Here is a 25477-nt window from a genome sequence, read left to right on the forward strand (position 1 = left end):
CTCAATGACCTCCTGTGCATCGGTTGCGGCGTAGCGAAATACGGTCGATGAACAGGTTCACACCGATCGTCAGCGAACCGATGGCCAGCGCCGGAATCACCAACGCCGCCGCGCCCTGGCTGAGGCCTCCGATGTTTTCCCGCACCAACGACCCCAGGTCGGCATCGGGTGGCTGCACGCCCAGGCCGAGGAAGCTCATGCCACTGAGCAGCAACACAATGAAGCCGAAGCGCAGGCCCAGGTCAGTCAGCACCGGGTTGAGCATGTTCGGCAGGATTTCCACGCAGGCCACGTACAGGCGCCCTTCACCACGGGTCCGCGCCACTTGTACGTACTCCAGTGCTTCGATGTTCACCGCCAGGCTGCGCGAAATGCGAAAGGCCCCGGGGGTGAAACTGAGCACCGCCGTGCAGATCAGCAAGGTGACCGAGGAGCCGAACGCCGAGACCATGATCAGCGCCAGCATCTTGCTGGGGATGGAGATGAGCGCATCCATCAGGCGGCTGATGGTTTCATCCAGCCACTTGGGCGCCACCACCGACAGCAGCGCGCACAGGCACCCCAAGCCGCTGGCCAGCAATGCTGACACCAGGGCCAGGCCGACGGTGAAGCGCGCCCCCACCAGCACCCGGCTGAACATGTCACGCCCCAGGTAGTCGGTGCCAAAGGGGTGCGCCAGGCCAATGGCATCGAAGATGTTGTCGGAGACCACTTCACCCACCGGGTGTGGCGCCAACCAAGGCCCGAACAGCGCCACCAGCAGCCAGAGCAGGCACATCGCGCCCCCCAGCCATCCAAGCCAGGACGACGCCCTGGCCCGCTTGCGCGGCGTGCTTTCGGCGTTGGCCGGCATCGATTTCACACTGAGATCGTTCATTGGTTTCTCAGCCTCGGGTTGGAAAGAATGGCGCACAGGTCAGCCAGCAGCACCAGGCCCAGGTAGGCGGTGCAGAACAGCATGGTGCAGGCCTGGACCAGCGCCATGTCACGGTTGGTCACGGCATCGACCATCAGGCTGGCAATACCGGGGTAGTTGAAGATGGTCTCGACGATCACTACGCCCCCCAGCAGGTAGGAAAGGCTCAAGGCGATTGCGTTGGCGATCGGGCCGATGGCGTTGGGCAGCGCATGACGCAAGACGATACGCACCGGGCCGACACCCTTGAGCCGGGCCATTTCCACATAGGGGCTGTCGAGCTGGTCAATCACCGCCGCGCGGGTCATCCGCGCCATCTGGGCAACGATCACGAAGCACAGGGTCATCACCGGCAAGGCGTAGGTCCGCATGAAATGCCAGGGCGTGCTGATTTCGCTGGCATAGGACAATGCCGACAGCCAGCCGAGGTTGACCGCGAACACCAGCACCGCCAGCGTCGCCACCAGAAACTCCGGCACCGCCACCAGCGCCAGGGTGATGAAACTCAGGGCGCTGTCGATACGCCCGCCCCGCCCCATCGCCGAACCGATGCCCAGCACCAGTGCCAGCGGCACCGACACCAGCGCGGTAACGGCGGCCAGCATCAAGGTGTTGGGCACCCGCCCGGCCATCAGCTCGCTGACCGGCATGGCGCTGGAAACCGACATGCCCAGGTCGCCACCGAGCAAGTTGCTCAACCATTGCAGGTAGCGCACCACACCCGGCTGATCCAGGCCCATCTTGAGGCGCAAGGCCGCCACCTGCTCAGGCGTGGCGAACTGGCCCAACGCCTGCTGGGCGGCATCACCGGGAAGAACGGCCGTGATGGCGAAGACCACCATGGACACGATCAACAACGTCACGACGGCAGCGCCCAGGCGCCTGCCGATCAGCCAAAGTGTGTTGCTATTCATCGTCTAGCTCCCGCATCAGTACACCGCTGCAATCACACGTCCAGCCACACCTGCTCACTGAACATGTAACCCATGAAGCCACCCAGGGGGTTGCTGCTGTAACCCTTGATGCGCTGGTCGACGCCGTCGATGTTGCTGATGAATACCGGGATGCCGATGCCGCACTGCTCACTGACCAGGGTTTGCATGTCGGCGTACATCTTGCCGCGCTTGGCATCGTCGGTTTCGCCACGGGCCAGCATCAGCAACTGGTCGAACTGCTCGTTCTTCCAGGCCGACTCGTTCCACGGCGCAGTGGACTGGAAGAACTGCGAGAAGATCACGTCGGCATTCGGACGCGGGTTGATGTTGCCGAAGCTCAGCGGGTGCTTCATCCAGTGGTTGGACCAATAGCCATCACTGGGCAGGCGATTGACGTTCAGGTTCAGGCCCACCGACTTGGCCGACTGCTGCAACAGCACCGCGATGTCGGCCGAACCGGTAGCGGCCGGGGAGCACACCAATGGCATCTTGATGTTTTCCATGCCAGCCTTCTTGAGTAGGAACTTGGCCTTTTCCGGGTCGTAGGCGCGCTGCGGCAGGTCGGCATTGTGGTAGCGCGAGCCCGGAGCGATGGGGTGATCGTTGCCCACCACGGCATAACCACGGAACACCGCGGATTTGACCTGTTCGCGGTCCAGCAGGTATTTCATGGCCTCGGTGAAATCGCGGTTCTGCCCCGGCATCTGGTCCTGGCGGATGATCAGGTCGGTGTAGTTGCCCGACGGTGCGTCGACCACCCGGTGCCCGGCGCTGGCGGCAATGCGTTGGGTGGAACGCGGGTTGACCTCGTTGATCAGGTGCACGTCGCCCGAGAGCAAGGCGTTGACCCGCGAGGGTTCGTCCGGGATGGCGATGAACTCGATTTCGTCCAGGTAAGGCAGGCCCGGCTTCCAGTAGTTCGGGTTGCGCACGCTGATCGAACGCACACCTGGTTTGAATTCCTTGACCTTGAACGGCCCGGTGCCGATGCCTGCGTTGAAGTCGCTGGTGCCGGCCGGCACGATCAACAGGTGGGACACCGCCAAAATGGAGGGCAGCTCGGCATTCGGTGCGCTGAGGGTGATCTGCACTTCAAGCGGGCCAGTGGCCTTGATCTCGCTGAACTGCGCCATCAGCGGCATGACCTTGGAGCCGGTGGCGGCATCCTTGTGGCGCGTGAGCGAGAACACCACGTCCTCGGCGCTCAGGCCCTTGCCGTTGTGGAACGTGACGTCCTTGCGCAGGGTGATGGTCCACACCGTGGCATCGGTGTTGTCGATGCGCTCGGCCAGCTCCAGTTGCGGCACCAGGTGGCGGTCGAAGCGGGTCAGGCCGTTGTACAGCATGAAGTGGCGAACGTAGTCGGTCGACAGCGCGCCTTTGGCCGGATCCAGGGTATCGGCGGTGGAGCTGGACATACCGGCGACGCGAATCCGCCCGCCCGGCTTGCCTTTGGCCGGAGCCTGCGACTCGTCGGCAAACACCTTCCCCGCAGCGCCAAACAGGCTCGAAGCGCCTGCCGCCGCGATCCCGGCCACCCCCAGCATGCGCAAGGCATCACGGCGCGACATGCCACGGTTGAGCCCTTCGAACACACGCAGACTTTCTTCACCCGAGATCAGTTGCGGTTCGTTTTTCTTGTCTGCCATATCGGTTCTACCTGTCGAAATTGAAATTGTCCGAGTTGCCCTGGATCGACCGGGGCATCCTTGAAACACAGAACGACAACGGTGACGCTGAAACGGTTAGAGGCGCTGGTCCTGGAAGCGGTAATAGGCGCCTACCAGGGGCAGGAACCACGGCGTGCCGAAATGCCCCGGCACCGCTGGCCACTTCAATGCACGCCAAGGGTTGGCCTCCGGGCGCCCGTCCATGACATCGGCCATCACCTGGCCCATGTGCACCGACATCTGCACCCCGTGGCCGCTGTAGCCCATGGAATAGAAAACGCCATCGTGCTCCCCGGCACGCGGCAACCGGTCGGAGGTCATGTCCACCAACCCGCCCCAGCAGTAGTCGATGCGCACATCGGCCAACTGTGGGAACAACTGGCCCATGGCGGCCTGCAGCACCTTGCCGCTCTTGGCATCCGAGCGGTTGCCAGACATGGCAAAGCGCGCCCGCCCGCCGAACAGCAGTCGGTTGTCTGGTGTGACCCGGAAGTAGTTGCCGATCAGCCGGCTGGTGACATAGGAACGCTGCCGGGTGAACAACTGCTCGATCAGTGCCTGCGGCAACACCTCGGTGGTGACCACGAAACTGCCGACCGGAACGATGCGCCGGCGATACCAGCCCGGCCCGCCGTGCTGACACGCGCCGGTTGCCAGAAGAATCTGCCGTGCCTGGATCGAGCCCTTGCTGGTATTGACCTGATAACCGCCGCTGTTGGCTTTCCAGCCTTTTACCGCGGCGCCCTGATAAATCCGCGCCCCCTTGCGTGCAGCCGCCTCGGCCAGGCCCACACCAAAGCGCCCGACATGCATCTGCACACCGTTGCGCTGCAGCAGGCCACCATGGAATGCCGCCGAGTCGACTTCCGCACGTACCTGTTGCGCGGTCAGCAACTCGACATCGGCATCGACGTCGCGGCGGATCAGCTCGCAGGTGCGGGCCATGCTTTCATAGTGCTTCGCCTTGGCCGCCAGCTTGAGCTTGCCGTTGCGCACCAGGTCGCAGGCGATGCCTTCCTGCTCGACCACCGTGACCACACTCTGCACCGCGTTTTCATAAGCCTTGTAATACTCGCGCGCCTGCTCGACCCCCAGGCTTGCACAAAGCGCCGCATAGTCCTGGGCAACCCCGGTGTTGCACTGCCCACCATTGCGGCCAGAGGCTTCGCCGATCACGTTGCCCGCCTCCAACACCACCACGCCGGCACCTTTCAGAGCCAATGAGCGCGCAGCTGAAAGACCGGTAAAACCACCGCCGACGATCACCACATCGGCCTTGCCTTCCACAGCACCCTGTTGCGCCCCGGTGAAGGCAGGTGCCGTGTCGAGCCAGTAGGATTCACTGCGCATCTCGTTCCCCAATTGCATACTCAGCTTCGAGTGTCTTGAAAGGTGCCTGCCATGGCGGCCTGCGCGACGTGCTTAAAGACCGACCAGACCCGCCAGGCCGCCGATGTCCGAAATCTGCCGGTAGCCATAGAACTCGTTGGCCGGCACTTCATGGCCACGGGCGACGAAGGCTTTGTTCTTGATCTTCATGTCGTGGGCGGGGAACAGGTCGTAACGGAAGCTCGAAGACACATGCAGGATGTCGTCCGGGCCACAGCCCAGGTTGTCGAGCATGAACTCGAACGCTGCCAGGCGCGGCTTGTAGGCCTTGGCCTGCTCGGCGGTGAAGACCTTGTGAAACGGTGCACCCAGCTTGTCGACGTTGGACATGATCTGGCTGTCGCTGGCGTTGGAGAAAATCACCAGCGGGATCTTGTCGGCGATTTTCGAAAGGCCGGCCGGTACATCGGCATGCGGGCCCCAGGTCGGCACGGCGTCATAGTAGAGCTGGCCTTCATCACGGTATTCCACGCCCCAACGCTTGCAGGTACGGGCCAGCGCGGTCTTGAGAATCTCGTCATAAGGCATCCAGTCACCCTTCACCTGGTCCAGGCGATACGCCGAGAAATCCTTGACGAACTGGTCCATCTGTTCGGCGGGCACACGGTCGGCGAACAGTTCGCGGGTCATGGTGCCCATGTGGAAATTGGTCAGCGTGCCGTAGCAGTCGAAGGTAATGAATTTGGGTCGAAGAAAGCTCATGTTGTGCGGTCCTGAAGTTCGTTGAGTTCTAAACATGACGAGCATTCGCTCCGCTCGGGAGCCGTGATTGCATCGCTGCAACACACATTCATTACACCACCGTGAATTCAGCAGATGGCGTTGAAAGCGCTGGCTGCTTGATAGAAACCACCGTTTTGCGGGGCGCTGTCAGCATTCTTTGCGGGACGCTCCGGACTTGGGCAACGCCTGTGAAAATGCACGGTGATGGTTCTTTTTTTCCGGGCACCCAGGCGCTTGCAACGCTTTGTACCGCAGACACTGCTGGCCACCGCCAGAACGCATCGCGGGCAACCCACATTCACCACACGCAGCGGTGAACGCGGTGTTGCCCGCGAAATGTGTAGCGTTGAACTGCAAGAACCGCACCTCTCTTGCCGCACGTGGCGGGCAAGCACAGCAGATTCTGCTTCTACGGCTGGATGTCGATCAGCACGCTCTTGAAACGCAGGTTGGCCTGGAACGCCTCGCGCCCCAGGTCCTTGCCGATCCCTGAACGCTTGTAGCCACCGGTGGGCAGGATGTAGTCGTTGCTGCGCCCGTAGCGGTTGACCCACACCGTGCCGGCTTCCAGTTTGCGAACCAGGCGCAAGGCGCGGTTCAGGTCGGCCGTGTGCACCCCGGCCGCCAGCCCGTAGGTGTCATGCCGGGCCAGTTCCAGGGCCTGCTCTTCATCGTCGACGGCCTGGACCGTCAGCACCGGGCCGAAGATCTCTTCGCGCACCGCCGGGCTGTGGCTGTCGACGCCCGCCAGAATCGTCGGCTGGTAGTAGGCCCCACCCATGCCTTCGAACAAGCCGCCACCCGCCAGCACATCCGCCCCGGCCTCGCAGGCGCGCCGCACGATGCCATCGATACGGTTGGCCTGTTGAAGGGAAATGATCGGGGGCAAGGTGCTTTGGGACGACCAGGTCGGGCCCGGCTTCAGCGCATTGAAGAAGCCCTGCAAGTGTTCGATGAAGGGCGCCATGATCGAGCGCTGAATAATCAGCCGCGAGCCGGATACACACACCTGCCCGGCATTGCCGGTGATGGCCAGGGCCACGGTGTGGGCGGTTTTGGCCAGGTCAGGCACGTCGGCGAACACCAGTTGCGGACTCTTGCCACCCAGCTCCAGGGTGACCGGCTTGGGGCCGACCAGCGCACAGGTCGACATGATGCTTGCCCCCGTGGCCGTGGACCCCGTGAAGGTGACCTTGGACACTTGCGGATGCCGGCACAAGGCATCACCGGTCACCCGGCCATCGCCCTGCACTACGTTGAAGATGCCGGCGGGAATCCCCGCCTGGACGGCCAGCTCGGCAAACCGCAGGCTGGAGAACGGCGTCAGTTCGGAAGGCTTGAGCACCACCGCATTGCCTGCAGCCAAGGCAGGGGCCACTTTCCAGGAAGCCATGCTCAGCGGGAAATTCCACGGCGCAATCGCCGCCACCACACCATAGGGCTCGGCGATCTGCATGCCCAGGCGGTCGGTCTGGGTGGCCGCCACTTCCCCGCCATGCTTGTCCGCCAACTCGGCGAAAAAGCGGATGCCTTCGGCCACGTAAGGGATGTCCCAGGCCAGGACATCCTTGTGTGGCCGCGTCGACCCCACCGCCTCCAGGGGCCCCAGCACGGCGCCATCCGCCTCGACCAGGTCGGCCCAGCGACGCATCGCCCGCGCCCGCTCTCGCGGTGGGCGGCTGGCCCAGTCGCTGGTCTGGAAGGCCTGCCAGGCAGTGCTCACGGCTTCATCCACCCACGCGGCATCGGCCACCGGCAACTGGGCGTACACCTGACCATCGGAAGGGCGCGAAACCTCCAGGCCAGGCTGAGCATCCCGGTAGTGTCCGCCAATGAAATGGGCGCTGCGCACAGCGATGAGACGAGGGTCGAAACTATCCATCAAGGACTCCAGCCGTTTGGAAACGAGGTCTCCAATGCTAGAAAAAAACACCAAGCATTTGCTGCCGACGTTGCCCTGCGTTTAAGCAGTAACTGTGGCCTTGCCCCCTGTCACAGGTGGTTTCTACCGAATCGTCGTGGCCCCCTTGCCAGCCCGCCCGACTGGTGGGATACAGCGTGCAGAGCAAGCGTCGTTCACCCCTTTTCAGCGACCCACGCGGGAGACCTGCCATGTCGGTTCCACCACCTTCTTCTTATGACTATCGACCGATGACCGTCGACGATGTCGCCAGCGCGCACGCATTGTCGCAAGCGTTGAAATGGCCCCACCGCCTGGAAGACTGGGCCATGTTGCAACGGGTTGCGCAAAGCTTCGTGGCACTGGACCAGGGCCGGCTGATCGGCAGCGCCTTCGCCTGCCATCAAGGTGACTTCAGCACCATCGGTCTGGTGATCGTCAGTGACGACTACCAGGGCAAAGGCGTGGGCCGCCGGCTGATGGAACTGGCCGTGGGCTGTGTTCCGCCACGCACCGCCATTCTCAATGCCACGCTTGCCGGTGAACCGCTGTACGCCAAGATGGGCTTCAAGGCGTTTGGCACGATCGAGCAGCGCCAGGGCGCCGCCTTGCCCTGCGAAGCGATTGCCGCAAACCCCGGCGAACGCTGCCGCGAACTGACCCCTGAGGATGCCGCGCAGCTGATCGAGCTGGCCAACGCCGGCAGCGGCCTTGAGCGCGGTGCCCTGCTGGACGACCTGCTGCCGGAGGTCGAACGCGGCATCGGTGTGGAACGTGACGGCCAACTGCAAGGCTTTGCCCTGCTTCGCCGCTTCGGCCGCGGCCTGTGCATCGGACCGGTGATCGCCGAGGACGGTGAACAGGCGAAGTACCTGATTGCCACGCTGCTCAAGGGTGTGCCGGGTGCGTTCGTGCGCATCGACATTCCCACCACCTCGGGGCTGTCGTCCTGGCTGGACGCCGCCGGCCTGGCCAAGGTCGACAGCGTGACCCAGATGTCCCTCGGCGCCCTGCCCCAGACCCGCCGGGGCGTCGCTCAATTTGCCCTGATCACCCAGGCAGTCGGCTGACTTGCCCCCAAGGAGACGCCCCATGTCACATCCCACCGCCCTGCTGCTCGCGCGCGCCGGCCATGGCCCCGTGGAGACTGCCTTTCAAACCGGCCGCCTGAACAGCAGCGACCCGTTTGGCGAAGCCCGCCACACGGCTGCCATGCACGACGACGGCATCGCGGCGGGCACGCTGCGGCTCGGCGGCACATTGGCAGTCCAGCATTACCCGTTCACGGAGATGCTGGTGGTGCATCGCGGCGTGGTCACACTGCGCAGTGATGGTCAGCAGATCGACGTTCACCCTGGTCAAAGTGTCGTGGTCGGCCGCGGCACAGCACTGCAGATCGACGCCAGCAGCGATAGCCTCTGCGCCTTCTGTGTGGCCACGCTCGCCACTGGCCCGGACAAGCCAGGCATTTTCCTGCTCGACGCCCGCACCGTGCTTGCCCCGTCAGCACCACCGGAAGCTGCTGTGCTGCTGGGCCCGACACCGCAATGCCGCGCCAACAATCTGTTCGAGGACACCGCCAGTGCGCTGCGCATCGGCGTCTGGGACTCAACACCGTATGCGCGCAGCGCACGTGCGCACAAGGTGCATGAACTGATGCATCTGCTCGAAGGCACGGTCGAGTTGGTGGATGGCAACGGGGGACGTGTGACGGTGAACGCTGGTGATACGGTGTTTGTGGCACAAGGCACGGTTTGCGCGTGGACCAGTGCGGTTTATGTGCGCAAGTTCTACGGCGTGGCGTGAACGGGCGGGTGTACGGTTTCGCCCCAGGCTGTGTGAAAACACCAGCGGTTGTCTAACCTTCTGATCGTCGAGATCGTGGCGGGGACGATCATGAAACGGTTCATTGAAGGTGAGACTCGGACGCAAGTCGCGCTGTTGCCGGAGTGCCTGGATGATTACATCACCGAAGAAAACCCAGTTCGGGTGGTCGACGTTTTCGTCGATGAACTCGACCTGGGAACACTCGGGTTCGAGGGTGTCGATTCGGCTGCAACAGGTCGTCCGGCCTACCACCCAGCAGTCCTGCTGAAAATCTACATCTATGGCTACCTCAACCGTATTCAATCCAGCCGTCGGCTTGAGCGCGAGGCAGAGCGCAATGTCGAGCTGATGTGGCTAACAGGCCGGTTGGCTCCCGACTTCAAAACGATTGCCGACTTTCGCCGAGACAACGGTAAAGCCATTCGCAGCGTCTGCCGGCAATTCGTAGTGCTTTGCCGCAACCTCAATCTTTTCTCCCAGTCGATCATCGCCATCGACGGCAGCAAAGTCAAAGCCGTGAATAATAGCGACCGCAACTTCACCCAGGGCAAGATCAAGGCGCGCATGCAACAGATCGAGCAGAGCATTGACCGCTATCTTGCGGCGATGGATTCGGCGGATCGGGCAGCGCCGGAGGTTGCCGAGGGCAAGGCTGAACGGCTGAGCGAAAAAATAGAAAAGCTGAAACAGCAAATGACGAAGCTCAAGGACATTGAAGCGCAGCTTCACGCCAGCCCAGATCAGCAAATCTCTCTTACCGATCCTGATGCACGCTCAATGGCCACGAGTGGCCGAGGTACTGGCACGGTTGGCTACAACGTACAATCAGCAGTTGATGACAAACACCATCTGATCATCGCTCATGAAGTCACCAATGTTGGCAATGACCGAACGCAGCTGAGCAATATGGCGAACCAGGCACGCGAAGAGATTGGCGCAGAGTCGCTAACAGTGGTCGCTGACCGAGGCTATTACAAAGGTCCGGAAATCCTTGCTTGCGAGCAGGCCGGGATCACCACTTTTGTACCGAAGCCGCTGACATCAAGCAGCAAAGCGGAAGGCCGATTCGGCAAGCAGGACTTCATCTACATTGCTACATCCGATGAATACCGATGCCCTGCGGATCGGCTACTGACTCGCCGGCATTCTTCGGTGGAAGACGGCATGTTGCTGCACTCCTACTGGTTCTCTGCCTGCCAAAGTTGCTCCATGCAGAAGCAGTGTACGACGGGTAAGGAACGCCGGTTAAAGCGCTGGGAGCATGAAACGGTAGTCGAAGCGGTGCAGAACCGATTGGAGCATGACCCCGGAAAAATGAAGGTTCGCCGGCAGACGGTGGAGCACCCCTTCGGAACGCTCAAATACTGGATGGGAAGCACCCACTTCCTGACCAAAACTCTACCGAGGGTAAGCACCGAGATGAGCCTTCACGTGCTTGCTTACAACCTCAAACGAATGATGAGCATCTTTGGCATCGCTGGGCTTATTGAAGCAATCAGGACATGAGTCCAAGCGTTTTTTTTACGTCCGTATGCAGTTATCTGGGCCGCTGCCGCGGCCCAGATAGTACAGGCCGCGCCTGGTACCCGACTGAGCTAGATCTGCACTTACATCTGCTGAATTTACAGGGTGCCCCAGCTTCTTTCGCTACTCGACGTACTTACTTGCGTTTTCACACAACCTGGACCCATAGCTGCCAGTCACAACCGACAGCCTTCCATGCATACTTGATTTTGATTTTGCACATCAGACACGTTCCCAGAACAGGTTGCGGCATCACCTCATGCACAGATCAGGTAAGGCGCTCACCTGTGTCGTAGTCAAACCGGTAAACCGAATGTTCAAAGTCCACGGTTCTAATATGGTCGGGTAACAAGTCAAAGCCTTCAGAAAAGATGTCTGCGCCAAAGGCTTGCCAGATCAGTCGACCATCGGTGGAGAAACGAGAGATCGCTATCTCTCCGTGAGCGATCAGTGCTCGCCGCTGACTTTGCCAATAGATACCGAAACACGTGGCGAAGTCGACCTGAAGGGACCAGAGTAGACTATAGGGATGCACCATTGAAATGCATGCGATGTGATCGCCGACAGCCAACAGCAGCTTATCTTCGACAACCAGGGCCGAGTGTGCGTGGACATCGGTGGCACCACCCCCGGCACCCACTACGACGATCAAGTCCCCGTTTAGGCTCACCCCATGGTTAGACCATATCGAGTCCGTAAGCTGGATTTCAGATGCGTAGGAGCGCCGGTTGTCGGCAGAATTGAACGAATAAGTAGGCTCATTAGTAACTGTGATCAATCCGTAATCGGTATGCAGATTCATGTGGTTTCATCATCCAGAAGATTAATGATTATACCTGTTCAGAATGCTGGAGAGCGATGCACTGTGAGTGACGCCACTCTTGATTGTTGTCGAATGACGGCTATGGGTCGAAAGCGGTAAGTCTTAAATGACCGCTATCGACCCAAGAGGACAGTCTGCAATACACCGAAGCCGTGCCCTTCAGATAGCGCGGGCAGTTGCGAAGAACTCAGGTCGGGCGCTGTGCAATGCATCCCCACCCATCGTAATCAAGATCGAATAGGCGTGCCAGGCAAGCCATGTAACCCGAAAGGCACAGAATCACCTCTTGTGTAATCTGGCTGTGGATCGTCACCAGTATTCTATGCTGCTCTTCAGAGACGGTCTCAAGCTTGGCAGTGCCAAACCTGAAGTCGTTGATGAACCCTACCGCAGCCTCGCCTTGGTGCAGCTCCTTTGCATAGAAAACGAAATCGACGTCCCGCTGCGTACTGAAATTATCGCCTTGGGCATCGAGGCTGATGAGCACATCGATATCGGTTGGTACTTGGTTCATCAAATCTTCGAGAATGGCCAATGCTGTTCCTTTGCTCAGGGGTAGTAAATGGTAGAGGGACGCAGCGCGAGCCTTCTATTTGCATGGCTGCGAATAGTGTCACATCTGCCTTCAACTCTATGGCATTTCCGGATTGCATTCAGGTCTGCCATGGGTCGTAAGCGGCCCTTCAAGCCTGCAATCGCTTTTCCATCGACGAATACCCCACCCCTTTTATAACTTCGATAAACGCCCTATTTTGCATGTCGAAGCCAATTCAAACGCACAATAAGGCCGAGATTCATCGCTGACAGGGAAAAACAATGCACCCTAACAAGGCCTGCCCCGTAGTGCTCTCACTCACACAACCACCCATGATCCTGCTGTTCCGCCATCCGCTCGCAGGCACGCAGCTGGTAAAGGGCACTATCGAGAACGGAGAAACTCCCAGCGAAGCGGCATTGCGTGAATTGGCAGAAGAGTCTGGCATCAATGACGCCATCGTCGAGCGCGATCTGGGGTGCTGGAAAGCCGAGCATCAAGATCAGATCTGGTCGTTTCACCTCTGTCGAGTTGAGCGAAACCTACCTGAACGATGGGTTCATCAAACACTGGATGACCATGGCCACCTGTTCGAGTTTTTCTGGGCTCCACTCGATCACCTGCCGCTTGCAGATTGCCACCCTCTATTCCAGCGAGCACTGGCGTTCCTGTGCGAAAGCCTGAGGCGATAACTGAACACTGTTTAGGATCAACGCTGCCATTCAACCTGAAGACAAGCGCTGGATGATGTGAACCAGGGGGCTGCGGAGTCGACGTTAACGTGTTTATGTTTTTGGGGAAGGAACGGTGTATCGAGCGTGCCCAGCGCTATCGAAATCCAATCGGCAAACTCACCTTGAGATCGTGACCAGAACAAGGTCGAACCGCATTCCAGGCAAAACTCGCGCAACACCGTTTGTGAAGAGGCATAGCTTTTGATACTGGCGGAGCCACGAACTATTCGAAGCGCACTGCGTGGAACGCTGCCGTACGAAGCGAATGCTGCCCCGTGGCCCTTGCGGCATTGGCTGCAATGACAATGGCTCACTGCTTTTGGTGGGGCCAGCAGCTCGTAAATGACCGCTGCGCACAAGCAGCTTCCTTGATATGCCTCTGTCATACGTGCCTCCGTGCAGGTGGAAAACGCCAGCCTAATCAGTTCCCCACCCGATTGAAACTGAATCACCGAGTTCCTGACCAGGCCTGGGCGATCTATGTAGCGCCGTTGGTCACTTGCAATCACGCTCTTTGCCCAGAGGTTCAAACTGCGATGTGCGACTCTAAACGGAGGCGTACAACAATGAGCACAACCCTACTGAGCGCGGTGACCGTAGCGCTGCTAAGCGCAGCCTGCCTGACAGCGCTTGCAGACTCCAAGGACGCTGCCGACAGCACATCTGGATTTATCCAGGCAGTCGAGAGAAATGGTTCACACTCGATGCATCCCTATGCGCCTGTACCTACCAGGCAATTTGCTGACGATGATGCATCTGGATATATCCAGGCAGTCGGGAGAAATGGTTCACACTCGATGCACCCCAACGCGCCTGTAATCGCCGAGCAATTCGCTGACGATGACACAGAGGGGCTACAGCAAACTGGAACTCAATAGCCCTGCACTACCAAGGAGCAGCTGATTCCAATGCATAAGTGTTCAAAGCCCGCAGCCGCCAACGGTCGTTGCTGGAAGTGACAGCCATCCAGCACGCCTCCCACAACCCGGTCTTCGCGGGCTTTGAAACACTCGCAATCCAGCTTCACTCCGTGGCGCTGAAAGACGGGTGATAGTGCACAGTCCCTGCTGGAAATTCGCCGCAAAAGGACAACGCCTGGAAATACGCTTGGGGAACCCCAGGCAACACCAACCCTGCGTGAGCATTGAAGCCGAAACGATTGTAGTAATCAGGATCACCAAGCACCACGCAGCCGGCTGCGCCCTGCTTTTGCAACTCGGTCAAAGCAGCCTTCATCAAGGATGAACCAATACCCTGGCCTTGCCAGTCCGGCAGCACGGATATCGGGCCCAGCCCGTACCAACCCGCAGCACCAGAAGAGACAGTGACCGGAGAAACAGCGACCTGCCCAACGACGTGATCTTCGTCCACTGCAACCAGCGAAACAGTCAACTGTCCCGCTTTGCGCAATGCATCGACAATGAATTGCTCGGTGTGGCTGGAGTGAACTTCCTGCTCGAACGCAGCGACAGTCACTGCGGCTATTTGCTGTATGTCTTCGGCGCGTTCGTTACGGATAATCAAATTCATGATGAGCGTTCTCTGGTGCCAGGGTCGATGATGCCATGCTGAATCTACCCCAGCAGGGTATGTACTTTGAATGCTTGCATTCATGAGGCTTGCTCATAAGTGCTTTCGGATTTCCCCACCTAGTGCGCATCGCCTTCCTCCCTTAGTGTTTTCACAACAACATTGCACCCGGCCAAAAGCGGCTGAGTGCGACTCTTTTCCGCATGAGCGAACGCTATTCGCTTCAAAGCAGGGAGACCTGAAAATGCACAAGCGAACACTCGGGAACGGCGCCTTGGAAGTGTCGGCACTGGGGCTGGGCTGCATGGGCCTGAGTCATGGCTATGGCCCTGCAACGGATACCAAAGAAGCCATTTCGCTGATCCGGGCGGCGTTCGATCAAGGTGTCACCTTTTTCGACACTGCAGAGGTCTACGGGCCGTACCTGAACGAGCAGGTCGTGGGGCATGCCTTGTCCCCTATTCGCGACCAGGTAGTGATCGCTACCAAATTTGGCTTCACCTTCGGTGCCGACAACAAGCAGCAGATCCTCAACAGCCGCCCGGAGCACATCCGGACTGCGGTCGAAGGTTCACTGCGCAGGCTGCAGACAGATGTCATCGACTTGCTCTACCAACACAGGGTCGACCCGGATGTCCCCATCGAAGATGTCGCGGGCGCGGTGAAGGAGCTTATCTGGGAAGGGAAGGTAAAGCACTTCGGCCTCTCCGAAGCCGGCGTGCAAACCATTCGGCGTGCCCATGCGGTGCAACCTGTCACGGCCGTGCAGAGCGAGTATTCCCTCTGGTGGCGAGAGCCTGAAAACGAACTTTTGCCCACACTTGAACAGTTAGGCATCGGCTTCGTACCGTTCAGCCCACTGGGCAAGGGTTTCCTCACAGGCGCCATGTCGGCAGATGCAACATTTGGCAGCGACGACTTCCGCAGCATCGTGCCGCGCTTCAGCCAGCAAGCACTGCAGGCCAATCAGGGCCTGGTGACTCTGATTCGTAGCATCGCCGCACAGAAGGCTGCGACACCCGCCCAGATCGCCCTCGCCTGGCTGCTCGCTCAAGCCCCCTGGATCGTGCCTATTCCAGGAACCACCAAGCTGCATCGCCTGGAGGAAAACCTTGGCGGTGCAAACATCACCCTCACCGAGGCAGACCTGCAGGCCATCGATGCGGCGCTGTCGCAAATCAGCATTCTGGGCGACCGCTACCCCGAGGCTCTCAAGGCGCGCGTCGGGCGCTAGTGGAGCACGATCATCAACAACGATGACGGACCGTTGCGTCGCACGGGTGGAACAAACCGCCAAGCGTGCCGGGGCAAAGCCGGGCGCAACAATGCCCTACCTCAGGAGACTTCACATGCGAAACACCCTGCTGAAAGCCACACTCATGACCGCCATGGCTGGCACCGGCATGGGCGAAGCCAGCGCCGCGGACTTCAGGAAAAACCCGTTTACCTTGGCCTACGACGGTGCGATCACAAAGAATGAACAGGGCAAGGTCAATATTCACCCCGTCAACTACACACTCAATGGCATGGATATTTCAGCCAACGTCTACACCCCGGCCAACTACGACCCGAAAAAGGCCTATCCGACCGTGGTGGTGGCGCATCCGAACGGCGGCGTGAAAGAACAGGTAGCAGGCCTGTATGCCCAGCGCCTGGCTGAGCAAGGCTACATCACCATTGCAGCGGACGCGGCCTACCAGGGCGCCAGTGCAGGTCAGCCGCGCAGCACTGACAAACCTGCGTATCGCATCGAGGACATCCACGGCATGGCGGATTTCATCAGCCAATATGCCGGGGCAGACAGCAAGCGCCTGGGCCTGCTCGGTATTTGCGGCGGTGGGGGCTACTCGCTGGCAGCGGCCGAAACCGACAAGCGCTTCAAATCGGTCGCGACGGTGAGCATGTTCAACTCCGGTCGGGTTCGCCGTAATGGCTACAACGATTCGCAACTGGACACCCTCCAGCAACGCCTGCAACAGGCCTCTGCGGCTCGCGCCCAGCAGGCGGCCGGTGGTGAAGTGCTCTATTCAGGCGACGCCAACCTGACCGACGAGCAAATCGCCAAACTGCCGTTCGACCTGTACCGCCAAGGTTACGCGTACTACTGGAAGACCCATGCGCACCCCAACTCGACCTTCAAGTACACCACCAGCAGCTTGCTTGAACTGATGCGCTTCGACGCCACCGACCAGATCGAACTGATCGACCAGCCGTTGCTGATGATCGCCGGCAGCAAGGCCGACAGCCTGTACATGACCCAGGACGCCTTCGCCAAAGCCACGGGCACGCAGGACAAGGAGCTGTTCATCATCGAGGGCGCGACCCATATCGAAACCTACTGGGTTCCAAAGTATGTGGAGGCGGCCATCGCCAAGCTGACGGCGTTCTACGGCAAGACCCTCTGATTCGGATTTGGCCATGCGGGACAGGCTTGAATCGGATAGTCTCAAGCCTCTCATGAGAGGCTCTCACCAATGTCCCGCCCCAACCTCAACGACCTGCAAGCCTTCGTGGTCATTACCCGCGAGGGCAGCTTTACCCGCGCCGCCGCGCAGCTCGGCGTCTCGCAGTCCGCCTTGAGCCACACGATGCGAGCGCTGGAGGCGCGGCTCGGGATACGACTGCTGACACGAACCACCCGCAGCGTTTCAACCACCGAAGCAGGCCAGCGGCTGTACCTTTCGATGGCACCGCGCTTTGAAGAGATCGAACAAGAGTTGGCGGCCGTCAGCGAGTTTCGTGATACCCCGGCAGGCACGGTGCGTATTTCAGCCTCGGAGCATGCGGCGAACAATATCCTTTGGCCCAAGCTGTTGAAGGTGCTCCCGAACTACCCGGACATCCACATCGAAATAACGGTGGACTACGCCCTTTCCGACATCGTCGCTCAACGTTACGACGCCGGGGTGCGCCTGGGAGAGCAAGTGGGCAAGGACATGATTGCCGTGCCGATCGGCCCGTCACTGCGCATGGCAGTCGTGGGCTCCCCTCGCTACTTCAGCCAACATCCAGCACCCAAGGTGCCTGGCGACCTCGCCGCTCATAATTGCATCAACCTGCGCTTGCCCACGCACGGCAGCCTGCTGCAATGGGACTTTGAAAAAGGTGGGCATGAGCTGAAAGCTCGAGTTGAAGGACAATGGACATTCAATAGCAGCCTGCCAATCCTGCGGGCGGCGGTTGCAGGATGCGGCCTGGGTTTTCTGCCGGAAGACATGGTCGCCAAGGAGCTTGCCGAGGGGACCTTGGTCCGGGTGCTGGAGGACTGGTGCCAGCCCTTTGCGGGATACCACCTCTATTACCCCAACCGCCGCGAACACTCATCCGCGTTCAGGGTTGTCATCGAGGCGCTGCGCCATCAGCACTGAGAGGGACGGACTTTACTCTGGCGACTGAAGTTCAGAGGTGCTTGCAGACTCGGCACCGGCTTCGGCAGCCAGCTTCAAGCGGTCGGCTTTGCAAATGTATTTAGGCTTGCGTGGCGCGAGCTTGGCACTGGCTTTCTTGGCATGGGCCTGAAGCAACTGTTTTATCTTCTTGCGGCGATTCATCGTTCCACTCCTCCTTCAGCAACTGCGTGTCAGCCTTCTGCATGCAGCTGTGGGCCATCTGGCGTGAGGCCTTTGGTACACGACTATACTTTCTGCGCACAGCAAAAAGGGCGACCCTTTCGGATCGCCCTTCATGTGCCCGGAGACCGGGACTTTGTTTGGTAGGCACAATTGGACTCGAACCAACGACCCCCACCATGTCAAGGTGGTGCTCTAACCAACTGAGCTATGTGCCTGTCGATGAGGGCGCATTCTACGCGTTCCGAAATCAGTGTCAACTGTTTTTTTCACGCTAACTTACTGAATCTTAAAAATATTTAGAGATGGGCCACTGCCGGGGCGAGTAAAGGATTTTCAACGGACGACTAGCGGGTGTTTATTATTATTGATAGCATCGGTACATTCGTTAAAAATATAAAACACGAGGTTCCTCGAGCATGGCCAATACCCCCTACCCCCAGTCCTACTACGCCGCCTCGGCCAACCCGGTGCCGCCACGTCCGGCGCTGCAGGGTGAGGTGGAAACCGATGTGTGCATCATCGGTGCCGGCTACACCGGCCTGTCCAGCGCCCTGTTCCTGCTGGAAAACGGCTTCAAGGTAAGCATCGTCGAAGCCGCCAAGGTTGGCTTCGGCGCTTCGGGCCGTAACGGCGGCCAGATCGTCAACAGCTACAGCCGCGACATCGACGTCATCGAGCGCACCGTTGGCCCCAAGCAGGCACAACTGCTGGGCCAGATGGCCTTCGAAGGCGGCCGCATCATCCGTGAGCGCGTGGCCAAGTACAACATCCAGTGCGACCTGAAGGACGGTGGCGTTTTCGCCGCCATCACGTCCAAGCAGATGGGCCACCTGGAATCGCAAAAGCGCCTGTGGGAACGCTTCGGCCACACCCAACTGGAGCTGATGGACCAGAAACGCATTCGTGAAGTGGTGGCGTGCGACAACTATGTCGGCGGCATGCTGGACATGAGCGGCGGCCACATCCACCCACTGAACCTGGCCCTGGGCGAAGCCGCCGCGGTCGAGTCGCTGGGCGGCATCATTTATGAACAAACCCCGGCCGTACGCATCGAGCGTGGCGCCAACCCGGTCGTGCACACCCCGCAAGGCAAGGTACGCGCCAAGTTCATCATCGTCGCTGGCAACGCCTACCTGGGCAACCTGGTGCCGGAACTGGCCGCCAAGTCCATGCCATGCGGCACCCAGGTGATCACCACCGAACCGCTGGGCGAAGAGCTGGCGCGCACGCTGCTGCCGCAGGACTACTGCGTCGAGGACTGCAACTACCTGCTCGACTACTACCGCCTGACCAGCGACAAGCGCCTGATCTTCGGCGGTGGCGTGGTGTACGGCGCACGTGACCCGGCGAACATCGAAGCGATCATCCGTCCGAAGATGCTCAAGGCGTTCCCACAACTGAAGAACGTCAAGATCGACTACGCCTGGACCGGCAACTTCCTGCTGACCCTGTCGCGCCTGCCGCAGGTTGGCCGTATCGGCGACAACATCTACTACTCCCAGGGCTGCTCGGGTCACGGCGTGACCTACACCCACCTGGCGGGCAAGGTGCTGGCCGAGGCACTGCGTGGCCAGGCAGAACGCTTCGACGCGTTCGCCGGCCTGCCGCACTACCCGTTCCCAGGTGGCCAGATGCTGCGCGTGCCGTTCAGCGCCATCGGCGCTTGGTACTACAGCCTGCGCGATCGTCTGGGCTTCTAAGGGTTGATCGCCGGCAAGCCGGCTCCTGCAGGTTTCGCATACCCCTGTAGGAGCCGGCTTGCCGGCGATGAGGCCGCCAGCATCGAAGCTACCTTCCCAGGCTATTGACCGCCTGCTTCGCCGCCACTTCCTGACCTGCCCGGGCCAACTCATCGGCAGCCTGCAACCAACGCTGACGGTCTACCTGTGCCGGCAACTGACGCGGTGGCTGCACCAGTACCGCCCAGCTCCCCTCCTTGGCCCACGCCGACTCGAAATCATCGAACGCCATCAATTGCCGACGATGCATGCCTGAGCGCAACAGCACCCGTTGCTTATAACGGTCATAGCCGATCAACACCGCATAACGCGGCTCGCCCCACCAGGCCGAACCTTCCTCGTAGCGCAGCAACACCGGATTACCGGCGGCCACCTGCACCAGCAGGGCGTCCAGACGCTTGTCCAGCGGGTAGACGACCATGCCGTAATCCCTGGCCACGCGGGGAATGCCAGTGTCCAGAGTCTCGGCGCCTTGGGGCAGGTTCAAGGGCTTGTCCAGAAGACCAGGAGTAATCGGGGCACCCTGCTGCGAAAGCACCGCCGCCAGGGCCATGGCGCCACTGTGATTGGCATTGCCGCGGTAGAACGGCACGCTGCTGATCTCGACCCGCTGCGGCAAGCCCTTGATGGCGGCAGGTGGCGCACTGGCACATCCCGTCAGGCTGACGGCCAGCAGGCACGCGGCCAGCCACTTGAAGGTTTTCTGCTCCATGGACACTCACTTGTTCCAACGCCGGACGGGCGTGCCCGGCTGTGGCCGTCGATCATAGGTCGGACAGCTTCGCGGGTATAGTCCGACACGCGCTTGGAACGAATCGGACCAAGCAATAGACCTTCGGTCAATGGAACGTCACAAGGGGAGAGCTAGACTAAAGCAGTGTCTGGAAGGCAAGCCTTGGGCAGGCCTGAGAGAAGGAGGCACACATGAGTTTGACCGTGGCAATCCTTATGCTGGTAGGTATGTGGATAAGCGTTGCAGCTGCCATGCTGTGGGGTGTTCTGCGTATCGTGCGACGTCACGCCCATCACCACCACCTGCCACCGCAAACCTTGCCAAAGCCGCAGCCGGCCCGGCGTGCGCGCCGCCACGCCAGCGCGCACTGATCTGTAGAAACGTCGAGGCCCGCTTACCCGCGGGCCTCAATCCTTGCGTCAGCCTTCAGCTGCCTCACGCTTGACCCGCGCACGGCGTGCCATGATGTTGAGGATCTCGATCAGCGTCGAGAACGCCATCGCCGCATACACATAACCTTTCGGAACATGGGCGCCCATGCCTTCGGCGATCAGGGTCATGCCGATCATGATCAGGAAGCCCAGGGCCAGCATCACCACGGTCGGGTTGTCGTTGATGAACTTGGCCAGCGGGTCGGCCGCCACCAGCATCACGACCACGGCACTGATCACGGCGATGATCATGATCGGCAAGTGCTCGGTCATGCCCACAGCGGTGATGATGCTGTCAATCGAGAACACGATGTCCAGCAGCAGGATCTGGCCGATTGCCGCAGCGAAGCCCAGGGTGACGGTGGAACCGGCCTTGGCTTCTTCCTTGGCGCCACGCGGGTCGACGTTCTCGTGAATTTCCTTGGTCGCCTTCCACAGCAGGAACAGGCCACCGGCGATCAGAATCATGTCTTTCCACGAGAAGCTATGACCGAACACATCGATCACCGGCTCGGTGAGCTGGACGATCCAGGCCACGGTGCTGAGCAGCCCCAGACGCATGACCAAGGCCATGCTGATACCGATACGTCGGGCCTTGGAGCGGTATTCAACCGGCAGCTTGTTGGTGAGAATCGAGATGAAGATCAGGTTGTCGATACCCAGCACGATCTCCATCGCCACCAGCGTGGCCAGGGCAACCCAGGCGGTCGGGCTTGCGGCGAGTTCCAGCAAATATTCCATTTTTCAATCCTGCTACGTGTCTGGGTCAGATGTCCTGAGTCTTCTCGGTGCGCTCGGCATCCTTGGGCTTCTGCCCTTCGGAACCGATGGCCTCATGCAGCGCCTGCTGGGCCGCTTCGTTGGTCTTGTCGATGGCCTGCTTGGCCGACTCGGCCGCCTGGTCGAGCATTTGCTGGGCGGATTTCTCGGCCTGGTCGCAGCCGGTCATGGCAAACAGCGCCAACACCAGCACCAGGGGCGTACCGATGGATTTGAGTTGCAACATGGGTTCCTCACTTGTCTAAAACCTGGCGGCGCGCACCGCGCCTGATGGAGTCGCATTCTAGAGAGTGCGATACTTCAGGAAAATTCGTATTTTCAGCGGTTATACTTCGGTTTTTACGAATGTTTGGACTCACCCGTGCTCAATTACCGCCAGTTGCATTACTTCTGGGCCGTGGCCAAGACCGGCAGCATCGCCCGGGCCAGCGAACAGCTGAACCTGACGCCTCAGACCATCAGCGGCCAAATCAGTTTATTCGAGCAGACCTACGGCCTGGAGCTGTTCCAACGCGTCGGGCGCCAGCTGGAGCTTACCGAGACGGGTCGCCAGACACTGGCGTACGCCGAACAGATGTTCCAGATCGGCAGCGAACTCGAAGCGCTGCTGCGTGCAGGCCCGCAGGAGCAGATTTTGTTCCGCGTCGGCGTCGCTGACGTGGTGCCCAAGTCCATCGTCTACCGCCTGCTGGCGCCGACCATGGAGCTGGACAACGTACTGCGCATCAATTGCCGGGAAGACAAGCTCGAACGGCTGTTGGCCGACCTTGCGATCCAGCGCCTTGACCTGGTGATTTCCGACAGCCCGATGCCCAGCCACCTGGACATCAAGGGCTACAGCCAGAAGCTAGGGGAATGCGGGCTCAGCTTCTTCGCCACCCCGGCACTGGCCCAGCGCCACAAGGGGCCCTTCCCCGCCTGCCTGCACGATGCACCGTTGCTGATCCCGGGCCAGGAAACGGTGGTGCGCAGCCGCCTGCTGCGTTGGTTGAGCGAACAACAGGTGCAGCCAAGGATTATCGGCGAGTTCGACGACAGCGCGCTGATGCAGGCATTTGGACAATCGGGTAGCGGCATTTTCGTTGCGCCCAGCGTGATTGCCGATGAGGTATGCCGCCAATATGGGGTCGAGCTGGTCGGCCAGACCGAGGCGGTGCATGAGTCGTTTTATGCCATTTCGGTCGAGCGCAAGGTCAAGCACCCAGGGATCGTGGCGATTACCGAGGGGGCGCGGCGGGAGCTGTTTCATTGGTGAAGGTTATGACCCTATCGCCGGCAAGCCAGCTCCCACAGGGTGAGCGCGGCACCTGAGCGGCAGGTCTTCTCAATAAGGCCTGCATGGTCTGTGGTAAAGTCGCGCCCTTTCACAATAACGAGATACCGCTTCACATGACCCCTGTTCTCCGCCTACTCAACCGCACCAGCCTGGTGACGCAGATCGTCATCGGCCTGGTTGCCGGTATCGCCCTGGCGCTGCTTGCACCGGCCGTGGCCCGCGACCTGGCCTTCCTCGGCAAGGTGTTCGTCAGTGCCCTCAAGGCAGTGGCGCCGGTGCTGGTGTTCATCCTGGTCATGGCGTCGATCGCCAACCACCGTCACGGCCAGGAAACCCATATCCGCCCGATCCTCTGGTTGTATTTGCTGGGCACCTTCGCTGCCGCCGTGGTGGCCGTGGTCGCCAGCATGCTGTTCCCTTCGCAGCTGGCCTTGAGCACCGGCGAAGCAGCGCTGAGCGCCCCGGGCGGCATCAGCGAAGTGTTGCAGAACCTGCTGCTCAGTGCCGTCGACAACCCGATCAACGCCCTGCTCAACGCCAACTTCATCGGCATTCTGACCTGGGCCATCGGCCTGGGCGTGGCCCTGCGCCATGCTGGCGACACCACGCGCACCGTGGTCGAAGACCTGTCCAATGGCGTGACCCTGATCGTGCGTGTGGTGATCCGCTTCGCCCCGCTGGGCATCTTCGGCCTGGTCAGCTCCACCCTCGCCCAATCGGGGCTTGGCGCCCTGCTCGGCTATCTGCATCTGCTGGCCGTGCTGATCGGTTGCATGCTGTTCGTGGCGCTGGTGATGAACCCGCTGATCGTGTTCTGGAAGATCCGCCGCAACCCTTACCCGCTGACCCTGCTGTGCCTGCGCGAAAGCGGCATCACGGCATTCTTCACCCGCAGTTCGGCTGCCAACATCCCGGTCAACCTGGCGCTTTCCGAGCGTCTTGGCCTGCATGAAGACACCTACTCGGTATCGATTCCGCTGGGTGCGACCATCAACATGGCCGGCGCGGCGATCACCATCACCGTACTGACCCTGGCCGCAGTCAACACCCTGGGGATTCCCGTCGACCTGCCAACCGCCGTGCTGCTGAGCGTGGTCGCGGCCATCTGTGCCTGTGGCGCATCGGGTGTGGCAGGCGGCTCGCTGTTGCTGATCCCGCTGGCATGCAGCCTGTTCGGCATTCCCAGCGAGATCGCCATGCAGGTAGTGGCGGTTGGTTTCATCATTGGCGTGCTGCAGGATTCGGCCGAGACCGCGCTGAACTCGTCGACCGATGTGCTGTTCACCGCAGCCGCGTGCCAGGCCGAAGAGCAGCGCAACGCGTAACCGGCTCTGTTGGAACCTGTGGGAGCCGGCTTGCCGGCGATCACCGGCGAAGCCGGTGCCATGCATCGAGCTGCCTTTATCGCCGGCAAGCCGGCTCCCACATGAACCGCGCAGATCTTGAGATCACTGCCTACCTGTGGGAGCTGGCTTGTCGTGGCGACAACGATTGCCTAAGCCTGGCGCTTTACCTACGCTAGGGGCCTTATCCTCGCAATGAGACAGGGCCATGTCAGAACACGAAACCGCAGGCGAAGGCCGCTTCAACAGCATAGAGATCCGCATCCTCGGCTCGCTGATCGAAAAGCAGGCCACTAGCCCGGAAAGCTACCCACTGACCCTCAACGCCCTGGTCCTGGCCTGCAACCAGAAGACCAGCCGCGAGCCCGTCATGAACCTCACCCAAGGCCAGGTCGGCCAAGCCCTGCGCGCTCTCGAAGGCCAGGACATGACGCGCCTGCAGATGGGCAGCCGTGCCGACCGCTGGGAACAGCGGGTAGATAAGGCATTGGAACTGGTACCGGCACAGCTGATACTGATGGGCCTGATGTTCCTGCGCGGCCCGCAAACCCTCAACGAGTTGCTCACGCGCAGCAACCGCCTGCATGACTTCGACGACACCGAGCAGATCCAGCACCAACTGGAGCGTCTGATTTCACGTGGCCTTGCCCTGCACCTGCCGCGCCAGGCCGGCCAACGCGAAGACCGTTACACCCATGCGCTGGGCGACCCAGCGGAAATCGAGGCGATTCTTGCTGCACGCCAGCAGGACGGCGGTGGACGCAGCAGCGCCAGCAACGTGTCGGAAGAACGAATTGAAGCGCTCGAAGCCCGGATTGCCGCACTGGAAGCACGCCTGGCCGAACTCGAAGGCTGAGACGGTCACTTTTCGGGGTCGGGGAAGTTACGACAGCTCTTGCGCTCGGCAAGCTCACGGTCGCTTGGGCGCTGGTCGACGAACACCGTGCGGCCATCGGCGTAGATTTCCAGGTAGCCCCAGTGCAGGTCCTGCTCTTTTTGCCCGGGCTGGGGTGGCACGAGCCACCAGGGTTCGCGGCTGATCAGGGTCATGGGCGTGTTCCCGAGGGTGTCTGCAGTAATCATAGACACCTTCAGGT

At 60.6% G+C, this 25477-nt stretch carries 27 protein-coding genes and 1 tRNA gene; 12 read left to right on the forward strand and 16 right to left on the reverse strand.

Annotation, left to right across the window (positions count from 1 at the left end; genetic code table 11):
- Nucleotide 1: 1 nt before the first annotated feature.
- From PspTeo4_RS12675 to PspTeo4_RS12700, 6 genes are all read right to left on the reverse strand, one after another.
- Nucleotides 2-877: an ABC transporter permease gene (locus tag PspTeo4_RS12675; protein ID WP_322364106.1), complete on the reverse strand. Its 876-nt coding sequence runs from the start codon at nucleotides 875-877 to the stop codon at nucleotides 2-4.
- Nucleotides 874-1830, reverse strand: a complete 957-nt coding sequence (locus PspTeo4_RS12680) for an ABC transporter permease (RefSeq protein WP_322364107.1) — start codon at nucleotides 1828-1830, stop codon at nucleotides 874-876. Before PspTeo4_RS12680 ends, PspTeo4_RS12675 begins: the two co-directional genes overlap by 4 nt.
- 32 nt (nucleotides 1831-1862) lie before the next feature.
- Entirely contained in the window at nucleotides 1863-3500 is a 1638-nt protein-coding gene (locus PspTeo4_RS12685) for an ABC transporter substrate-binding protein (RefSeq protein WP_322364108.1), read from the reverse strand.
- A gap of 96 nt (nucleotides 3501-3596) precedes the next feature.
- Nucleotides 3597-4871 carry an FAD-binding oxidoreductase gene (locus PspTeo4_RS12690; RefSeq protein ID WP_322364109.1) on the reverse strand — a complete coding sequence of 425 codons (1275 nt, stop codon included), beginning with the start codon at nucleotides 4869-4871 and terminating at the stop codon, nucleotides 3597-3599.
- A gap of 72 nt (nucleotides 4872-4943) precedes the next feature.
- On the reverse strand, nucleotides 4944-5612 hold the full coding sequence (locus PspTeo4_RS12695; protein ID WP_322364110.1) for a haloacid dehalogenase type II: 669 nt from the start codon (nucleotides 5610-5612) through the stop codon (nucleotides 4944-4946).
- Nucleotides 5613-6042: 430 nt separating this feature from the next.
- Nucleotides 6043-7515 (reverse strand): aldehyde dehydrogenase family protein, encoded by a 1473-nt coding sequence (locus PspTeo4_RS12700; protein ID WP_322364111.1) that lies wholly within the window; start codon nucleotides 7513-7515, stop codon nucleotides 6043-6045.
- Nucleotides 7516-7745: 230 nt separating this feature from the next.
- On the opposite strand from PspTeo4_RS12700, the gene PspTeo4_RS12705 reads away from it, so the two are divergent.
- From PspTeo4_RS12705 to PspTeo4_RS12715, 3 genes are all read left to right on the forward strand, one after another.
- Complete coding sequence (locus PspTeo4_RS12705) at nucleotides 7746-8603, forward strand: GNAT family N-acetyltransferase (RefSeq protein WP_322364113.1); 858 nt, start codon at nucleotides 7746-7748, stop codon at nucleotides 8601-8603.
- A 22-nt stretch (nucleotides 8604-8625) separates the two neighbouring features.
- Nucleotides 8626-9339 carry a cupin domain-containing protein gene (locus PspTeo4_RS12710; RefSeq protein WP_322364114.1) on the forward strand — a complete coding sequence of 238 codons (714 nt, stop codon included), beginning with the start codon at nucleotides 8626-8628 and terminating at the stop codon, nucleotides 9337-9339.
- Nucleotides 9340-9429: 90 nt separating this feature from the next.
- Entirely contained in the window at nucleotides 9430-10866 is a 1437-nt protein-coding gene (locus tag PspTeo4_RS12715) for an IS1182 family transposase (protein ID WP_322364115.1), read from the forward strand.
- 286 nt (nucleotides 10867-11152) lie between these two features.
- Here the strand turns inward: PspTeo4_RS12715 and PspTeo4_RS12720 are convergent, their stop codons facing one another.
- Together PspTeo4_RS12720 and PspTeo4_RS12725 are read right to left on the reverse strand one after the other, a co-directional pair.
- Complete coding sequence (locus tag PspTeo4_RS12720; protein WP_322364117.1) at nucleotides 11153-11686, reverse strand: hypothetical protein; 534 nt, start codon at nucleotides 11684-11686, stop codon at nucleotides 11153-11155.
- Between the two features lie 208 nt (nucleotides 11687-11894).
- Nucleotides 11895-12242, reverse strand: a complete 348-nt coding sequence (locus PspTeo4_RS12725) for a ribonuclease E inhibitor RraB (RefSeq protein ID WP_322364118.1) — start codon at nucleotides 12240-12242, stop codon at nucleotides 11895-11897.
- Nucleotides 12243-12523: 281 nt separating this feature from the next.
- On the opposite strand from PspTeo4_RS12725, the gene PspTeo4_RS12730 reads away from it, so the two are divergent.
- The gene (locus tag PspTeo4_RS12730; protein ID WP_322364119.1) at nucleotides 12524-12934 is read left to right on the forward strand and encodes an NUDIX hydrolase; all 411 of its coding nucleotides are present in this window, start codon (nucleotides 12524-12526) and stop codon (nucleotides 12932-12934) included.
- Nucleotides 12935-12951: 17 nt separating this feature from the next.
- On the opposite strand, the gene PspTeo4_RS12735 is transcribed toward PspTeo4_RS12730, so the two are convergent.
- Together PspTeo4_RS12735 and PspTeo4_RS12740 are read right to left on the reverse strand one after the other, a co-directional pair.
- Nucleotides 12952-13362, reverse strand: a complete 411-nt coding sequence (locus tag PspTeo4_RS12735; protein ID WP_322364121.1) for a GFA family protein — start codon at nucleotides 13360-13362, stop codon at nucleotides 12952-12954.
- Between the two features lie 637 nt (nucleotides 13363-13999).
- Nucleotides 14000-14506: an N-acetyltransferase gene (locus PspTeo4_RS12740; RefSeq protein ID WP_322364122.1), complete on the reverse strand. Its 507-nt coding sequence runs from the start codon at nucleotides 14504-14506 to the stop codon at nucleotides 14000-14002.
- 244 nt (nucleotides 14507-14750) lie between these two features.
- Between PspTeo4_RS12740 and PspTeo4_RS12745 the strand changes: the two genes are divergently transcribed.
- The 3 genes from PspTeo4_RS12745 to PspTeo4_RS12755 all read left to right on the forward strand — a co-directional run bounded on the left by PspTeo4_RS12745 (nucleotide 14751) and on the right by PspTeo4_RS12755 (nucleotide 17874).
- Nucleotides 14751-15740: an aldo/keto reductase gene (locus PspTeo4_RS12745; RefSeq protein ID WP_322364857.1), complete on the forward strand. Its 990-nt coding sequence runs from the start codon at nucleotides 14751-14753 to the stop codon at nucleotides 15738-15740.
- A gap of 115 nt (nucleotides 15741-15855) precedes the next feature.
- Nucleotides 15856-16911, forward strand: coding sequence for an alpha/beta hydrolase (locus tag PspTeo4_RS12750; protein ID WP_322364123.1), 1056 nt, complete (start codon nucleotides 15856-15858; stop codon nucleotides 16909-16911).
- 69 nt (nucleotides 16912-16980) lie between these two features.
- Nucleotides 16981-17874, forward strand: a complete 894-nt coding sequence (locus PspTeo4_RS12755) for a LysR family transcriptional regulator (RefSeq protein WP_322364124.1) — start codon at nucleotides 16981-16983, stop codon at nucleotides 17872-17874.
- A 12-nt stretch (nucleotides 17875-17886) separates the two neighbouring features.
- Here the strand turns inward: PspTeo4_RS12755 and PspTeo4_RS12760 are convergent, their stop codons facing one another.
- Nucleotides 17887-18057 carry a DUF2986 domain-containing protein gene (locus PspTeo4_RS12760; protein WP_322364125.1) on the reverse strand — a complete coding sequence of 57 codons (171 nt, stop codon included), beginning with the start codon at nucleotides 18055-18057 and terminating at the stop codon, nucleotides 17887-17889.
- A gap of 159 nt (nucleotides 18058-18216) precedes the next feature.
- Nucleotides 18217-18293, reverse strand: a tRNA-Val gene (locus PspTeo4_RS12765).
- A 201-nt stretch (nucleotides 18294-18494) separates the two neighbouring features.
- On the opposite strand from PspTeo4_RS12765, the gene PspTeo4_RS12770 reads away from it, so the two are divergent.
- Nucleotides 18495-19778, forward strand: a complete 1284-nt coding sequence (locus PspTeo4_RS12770) for an FAD-binding oxidoreductase (protein WP_322364127.1) — start codon at nucleotides 18495-18497, stop codon at nucleotides 19776-19778.
- An 88-nt stretch (nucleotides 19779-19866) separates the two neighbouring features.
- On the opposite strand, the gene PspTeo4_RS12775 is transcribed toward PspTeo4_RS12770, so the two are convergent.
- Nucleotides 19867-20529: a peptidase C39 family protein gene (locus PspTeo4_RS12775; RefSeq protein WP_416196923.1), complete on the reverse strand. Its 663-nt coding sequence runs from the start codon at nucleotides 20527-20529 to the stop codon at nucleotides 19867-19869.
- A 212-nt stretch (nucleotides 20530-20741) separates the two neighbouring features.
- Between PspTeo4_RS12775 and PspTeo4_RS12780 the strand changes: the two genes are divergently transcribed.
- The gene (locus PspTeo4_RS12780; RefSeq protein ID WP_322364128.1) at nucleotides 20742-20921 is read left to right on the forward strand and encodes a hypothetical protein; all 180 of its coding nucleotides are present in this window, start codon (nucleotides 20742-20744) and stop codon (nucleotides 20919-20921) included.
- A gap of 48 nt (nucleotides 20922-20969) precedes the next feature.
- Here the strand turns inward: PspTeo4_RS12780 and PspTeo4_RS12785 are convergent, their stop codons facing one another.
- Both PspTeo4_RS12785 and PspTeo4_RS12790 read right to left on the reverse strand, forming a co-directional pair.
- Nucleotides 20970-21722: a TerC family protein gene (locus PspTeo4_RS12785; protein WP_322364129.1), complete on the reverse strand. Its 753-nt coding sequence runs from the start codon at nucleotides 21720-21722 to the stop codon at nucleotides 20970-20972.
- A 25-nt stretch (nucleotides 21723-21747) separates the two neighbouring features.
- Complete coding sequence (locus PspTeo4_RS12790) at nucleotides 21748-21987, reverse strand: hypothetical protein (RefSeq protein ID WP_322364130.1); 240 nt, start codon at nucleotides 21985-21987, stop codon at nucleotides 21748-21750.
- A 135-nt stretch (nucleotides 21988-22122) separates the two neighbouring features.
- Here PspTeo4_RS12790 and nhaR point away from each other — a divergent pair, with 135 nt between their 5' ends.
- The 3 genes from nhaR to PspTeo4_RS12805 all read left to right on the forward strand — a co-directional run bounded on the left by nhaR (nucleotide 22123) and on the right by PspTeo4_RS12805 (nucleotide 25236).
- Nucleotides 22123-23016, forward strand: a complete 894-nt coding sequence (gene nhaR, locus PspTeo4_RS12795) for a transcriptional activator NhaR (RefSeq protein ID WP_322364131.1) — start codon at nucleotides 22123-22125, stop codon at nucleotides 23014-23016.
- A gap of 134 nt (nucleotides 23017-23150) precedes the next feature.
- On the forward strand, nucleotides 23151-24362 hold the full coding sequence (sstT, locus tag PspTeo4_RS12800; protein ID WP_322364132.1) for a serine/threonine transporter SstT: 1212 nt from the start codon (nucleotides 23151-23153) through the stop codon (nucleotides 24360-24362).
- 226 nt (nucleotides 24363-24588) lie between these two features.
- Nucleotides 24589-25236 (forward strand): YceH family protein, encoded by a 648-nt coding sequence (locus PspTeo4_RS12805; protein ID WP_322364133.1) that lies wholly within the window; start codon nucleotides 24589-24591, stop codon nucleotides 25234-25236.
- 5 nt (nucleotides 25237-25241) lie between these two features.
- Here PspTeo4_RS12805 and PspTeo4_RS12810 read toward each other — a convergent pair whose 3' ends face one another.
- Entirely contained in the window at nucleotides 25242-25430 is a 189-nt protein-coding gene (locus PspTeo4_RS12810) for a hypothetical protein (RefSeq protein WP_322364135.1), read from the reverse strand.
- Nucleotides 25431-25477: the final 47 nt, after the last annotated feature.

This window comes from Pseudomonas sp. Teo4, assembly GCF_034387475.1.
Lineage (GTDB): Bacteria > Pseudomonadota > Gammaproteobacteria > Pseudomonadales > Pseudomonadaceae > Aquipseudomonas.

Bases quoted from the DNA above. Each gene is read 5' to 3' on its own strand.
- PspTeo4_RS12775 (WP_416196923.1), bottom strand. From the start codon at position 20,529: ATGGAGCAGAAAACCTTCAAGTGGCTGGCCGCGTGCCTGCTGGCCGTC.
- sstT (WP_322364132.1), top strand. From the start codon at position 23,151: ATGACCCCTGTTCTCCGCCTACTCAACCGCACCAGCCTGGTGACGCAG.
- PspTeo4_RS12715 (WP_322364115.1), top strand. From the start codon at position 9,430: ATGAAACGGTTCATTGAAGGTGAGACTCGGACGCAAGTCGCGCTGTTG.
- PspTeo4_RS12785 (WP_322364129.1), bottom strand. From the start codon at position 21,722: ATGGAATATTTGCTGGAACTCGCCGCAAGCCCGACCGCCTGGGTTGCC.
- PspTeo4_RS12760 (WP_322364125.1), bottom strand. From the start codon at position 18,057: ATGAATCGCCGCAAGAAGATAAAACAGTTGCTTCAGGCCCATGCCAAG.
- PspTeo4_RS12805 (WP_322364133.1), top strand. From the start codon at position 24,589: ATGTCAGAACACGAAACCGCAGGCGAAGGCCGCTTCAACAGCATAGAG.
- PspTeo4_RS12685 (WP_322364108.1), bottom strand. From the start codon at position 3,500: ATGGCAGACAAGAAAAACGAACCGCAACTGATCTCGGGTGAAGAAAGT.
- PspTeo4_RS12750 (WP_322364123.1), top strand. From the start codon at position 15,856: ATGCGAAACACCCTGCTGAAAGCCACACTCATGACCGCCATGGCTGGC.
- PspTeo4_RS12680 (WP_322364107.1), bottom strand. From the start codon at position 1,830: ATGAATAGCAACACACTTTGGCTGATCGGCAGGCGCCTGGGCGCTGCC.
- PspTeo4_RS12790 (WP_322364130.1), bottom strand. From the start codon at position 21,987: ATGTTGCAACTCAAATCCATCGGTACGCCCCTGGTGCTGGTGTTGGCG.
- PspTeo4_RS12710 (WP_322364114.1), top strand. From the start codon at position 8,626: ATGTCACATCCCACCGCCCTGCTGCTCGCGCGCGCCGGCCATGGCCCC.
- PspTeo4_RS12755 (WP_322364124.1), top strand. From the start codon at position 16,981: ATGTCCCGCCCCAACCTCAACGACCTGCAAGCCTTCGTGGTCATTACC.
- PspTeo4_RS12730 (WP_322364119.1), top strand. From the start codon at position 12,524: ATGCACCCTAACAAGGCCTGCCCCGTAGTGCTCTCACTCACACAACCA.
- PspTeo4_RS12770 (WP_322364127.1), top strand. From the start codon at position 18,495: ATGGCCAATACCCCCTACCCCCAGTCCTACTACGCCGCCTCGGCCAAC.
- PspTeo4_RS12745 (WP_322364857.1), top strand. From the start codon at position 14,751: ATGCACAAGCGAACACTCGGGAACGGCGCCTTGGAAGTGTCGGCACTG.
- PspTeo4_RS12735 (WP_322364121.1), bottom strand. From the start codon at position 13,362: ATGACAGAGGCATATCAAGGAAGCTGCTTGTGCGCAGCGGTCATTTAC.
- PspTeo4_RS12705 (WP_322364113.1), top strand. From the start codon at position 7,746: ATGTCGGTTCCACCACCTTCTTCTTATGACTATCGACCGATGACCGTC.
- PspTeo4_RS12720 (WP_322364117.1), bottom strand. From the start codon at position 11,686: ATGAATCTGCATACCGATTACGGATTGATCACAGTTACTAATGAGCCT.
- PspTeo4_RS12740 (WP_322364122.1), bottom strand. From the start codon at position 14,506: ATGAATTTGATTATCCGTAACGAACGCGCCGAAGACATACAGCAAATA.
- PspTeo4_RS12700 (WP_322364111.1), bottom strand. From the start codon at position 7,515: ATGGATAGTTTCGACCCTCGTCTCATCGCTGTGCGCAGCGCCCATTTC.
- PspTeo4_RS12675 (WP_322364106.1), bottom strand. From the start codon at position 877: ATGAACGATCTCAGTGTGAAATCGATGCCGGCCAACGCCGAAAGCACG.
- PspTeo4_RS12810 (WP_322364135.1), bottom strand. From the start codon at position 25,430: ATGACCCTGATCAGCCGCGAACCCTGGTGGCTCGTGCCACCCCAGCCC.
- PspTeo4_RS12690 (WP_322364109.1), bottom strand. From the start codon at position 4,871: ATGCGCAGTGAATCCTACTGGCTCGACACGGCACCTGCCTTCACCGGG.
- PspTeo4_RS12780 (WP_322364128.1), top strand. From the start codon at position 20,742: ATGAGTTTGACCGTGGCAATCCTTATGCTGGTAGGTATGTGGATAAGC.
- PspTeo4_RS12695 (WP_322364110.1), bottom strand. From the start codon at position 5,612: ATGAGCTTTCTTCGACCCAAATTCATTACCTTCGACTGCTACGGCACG.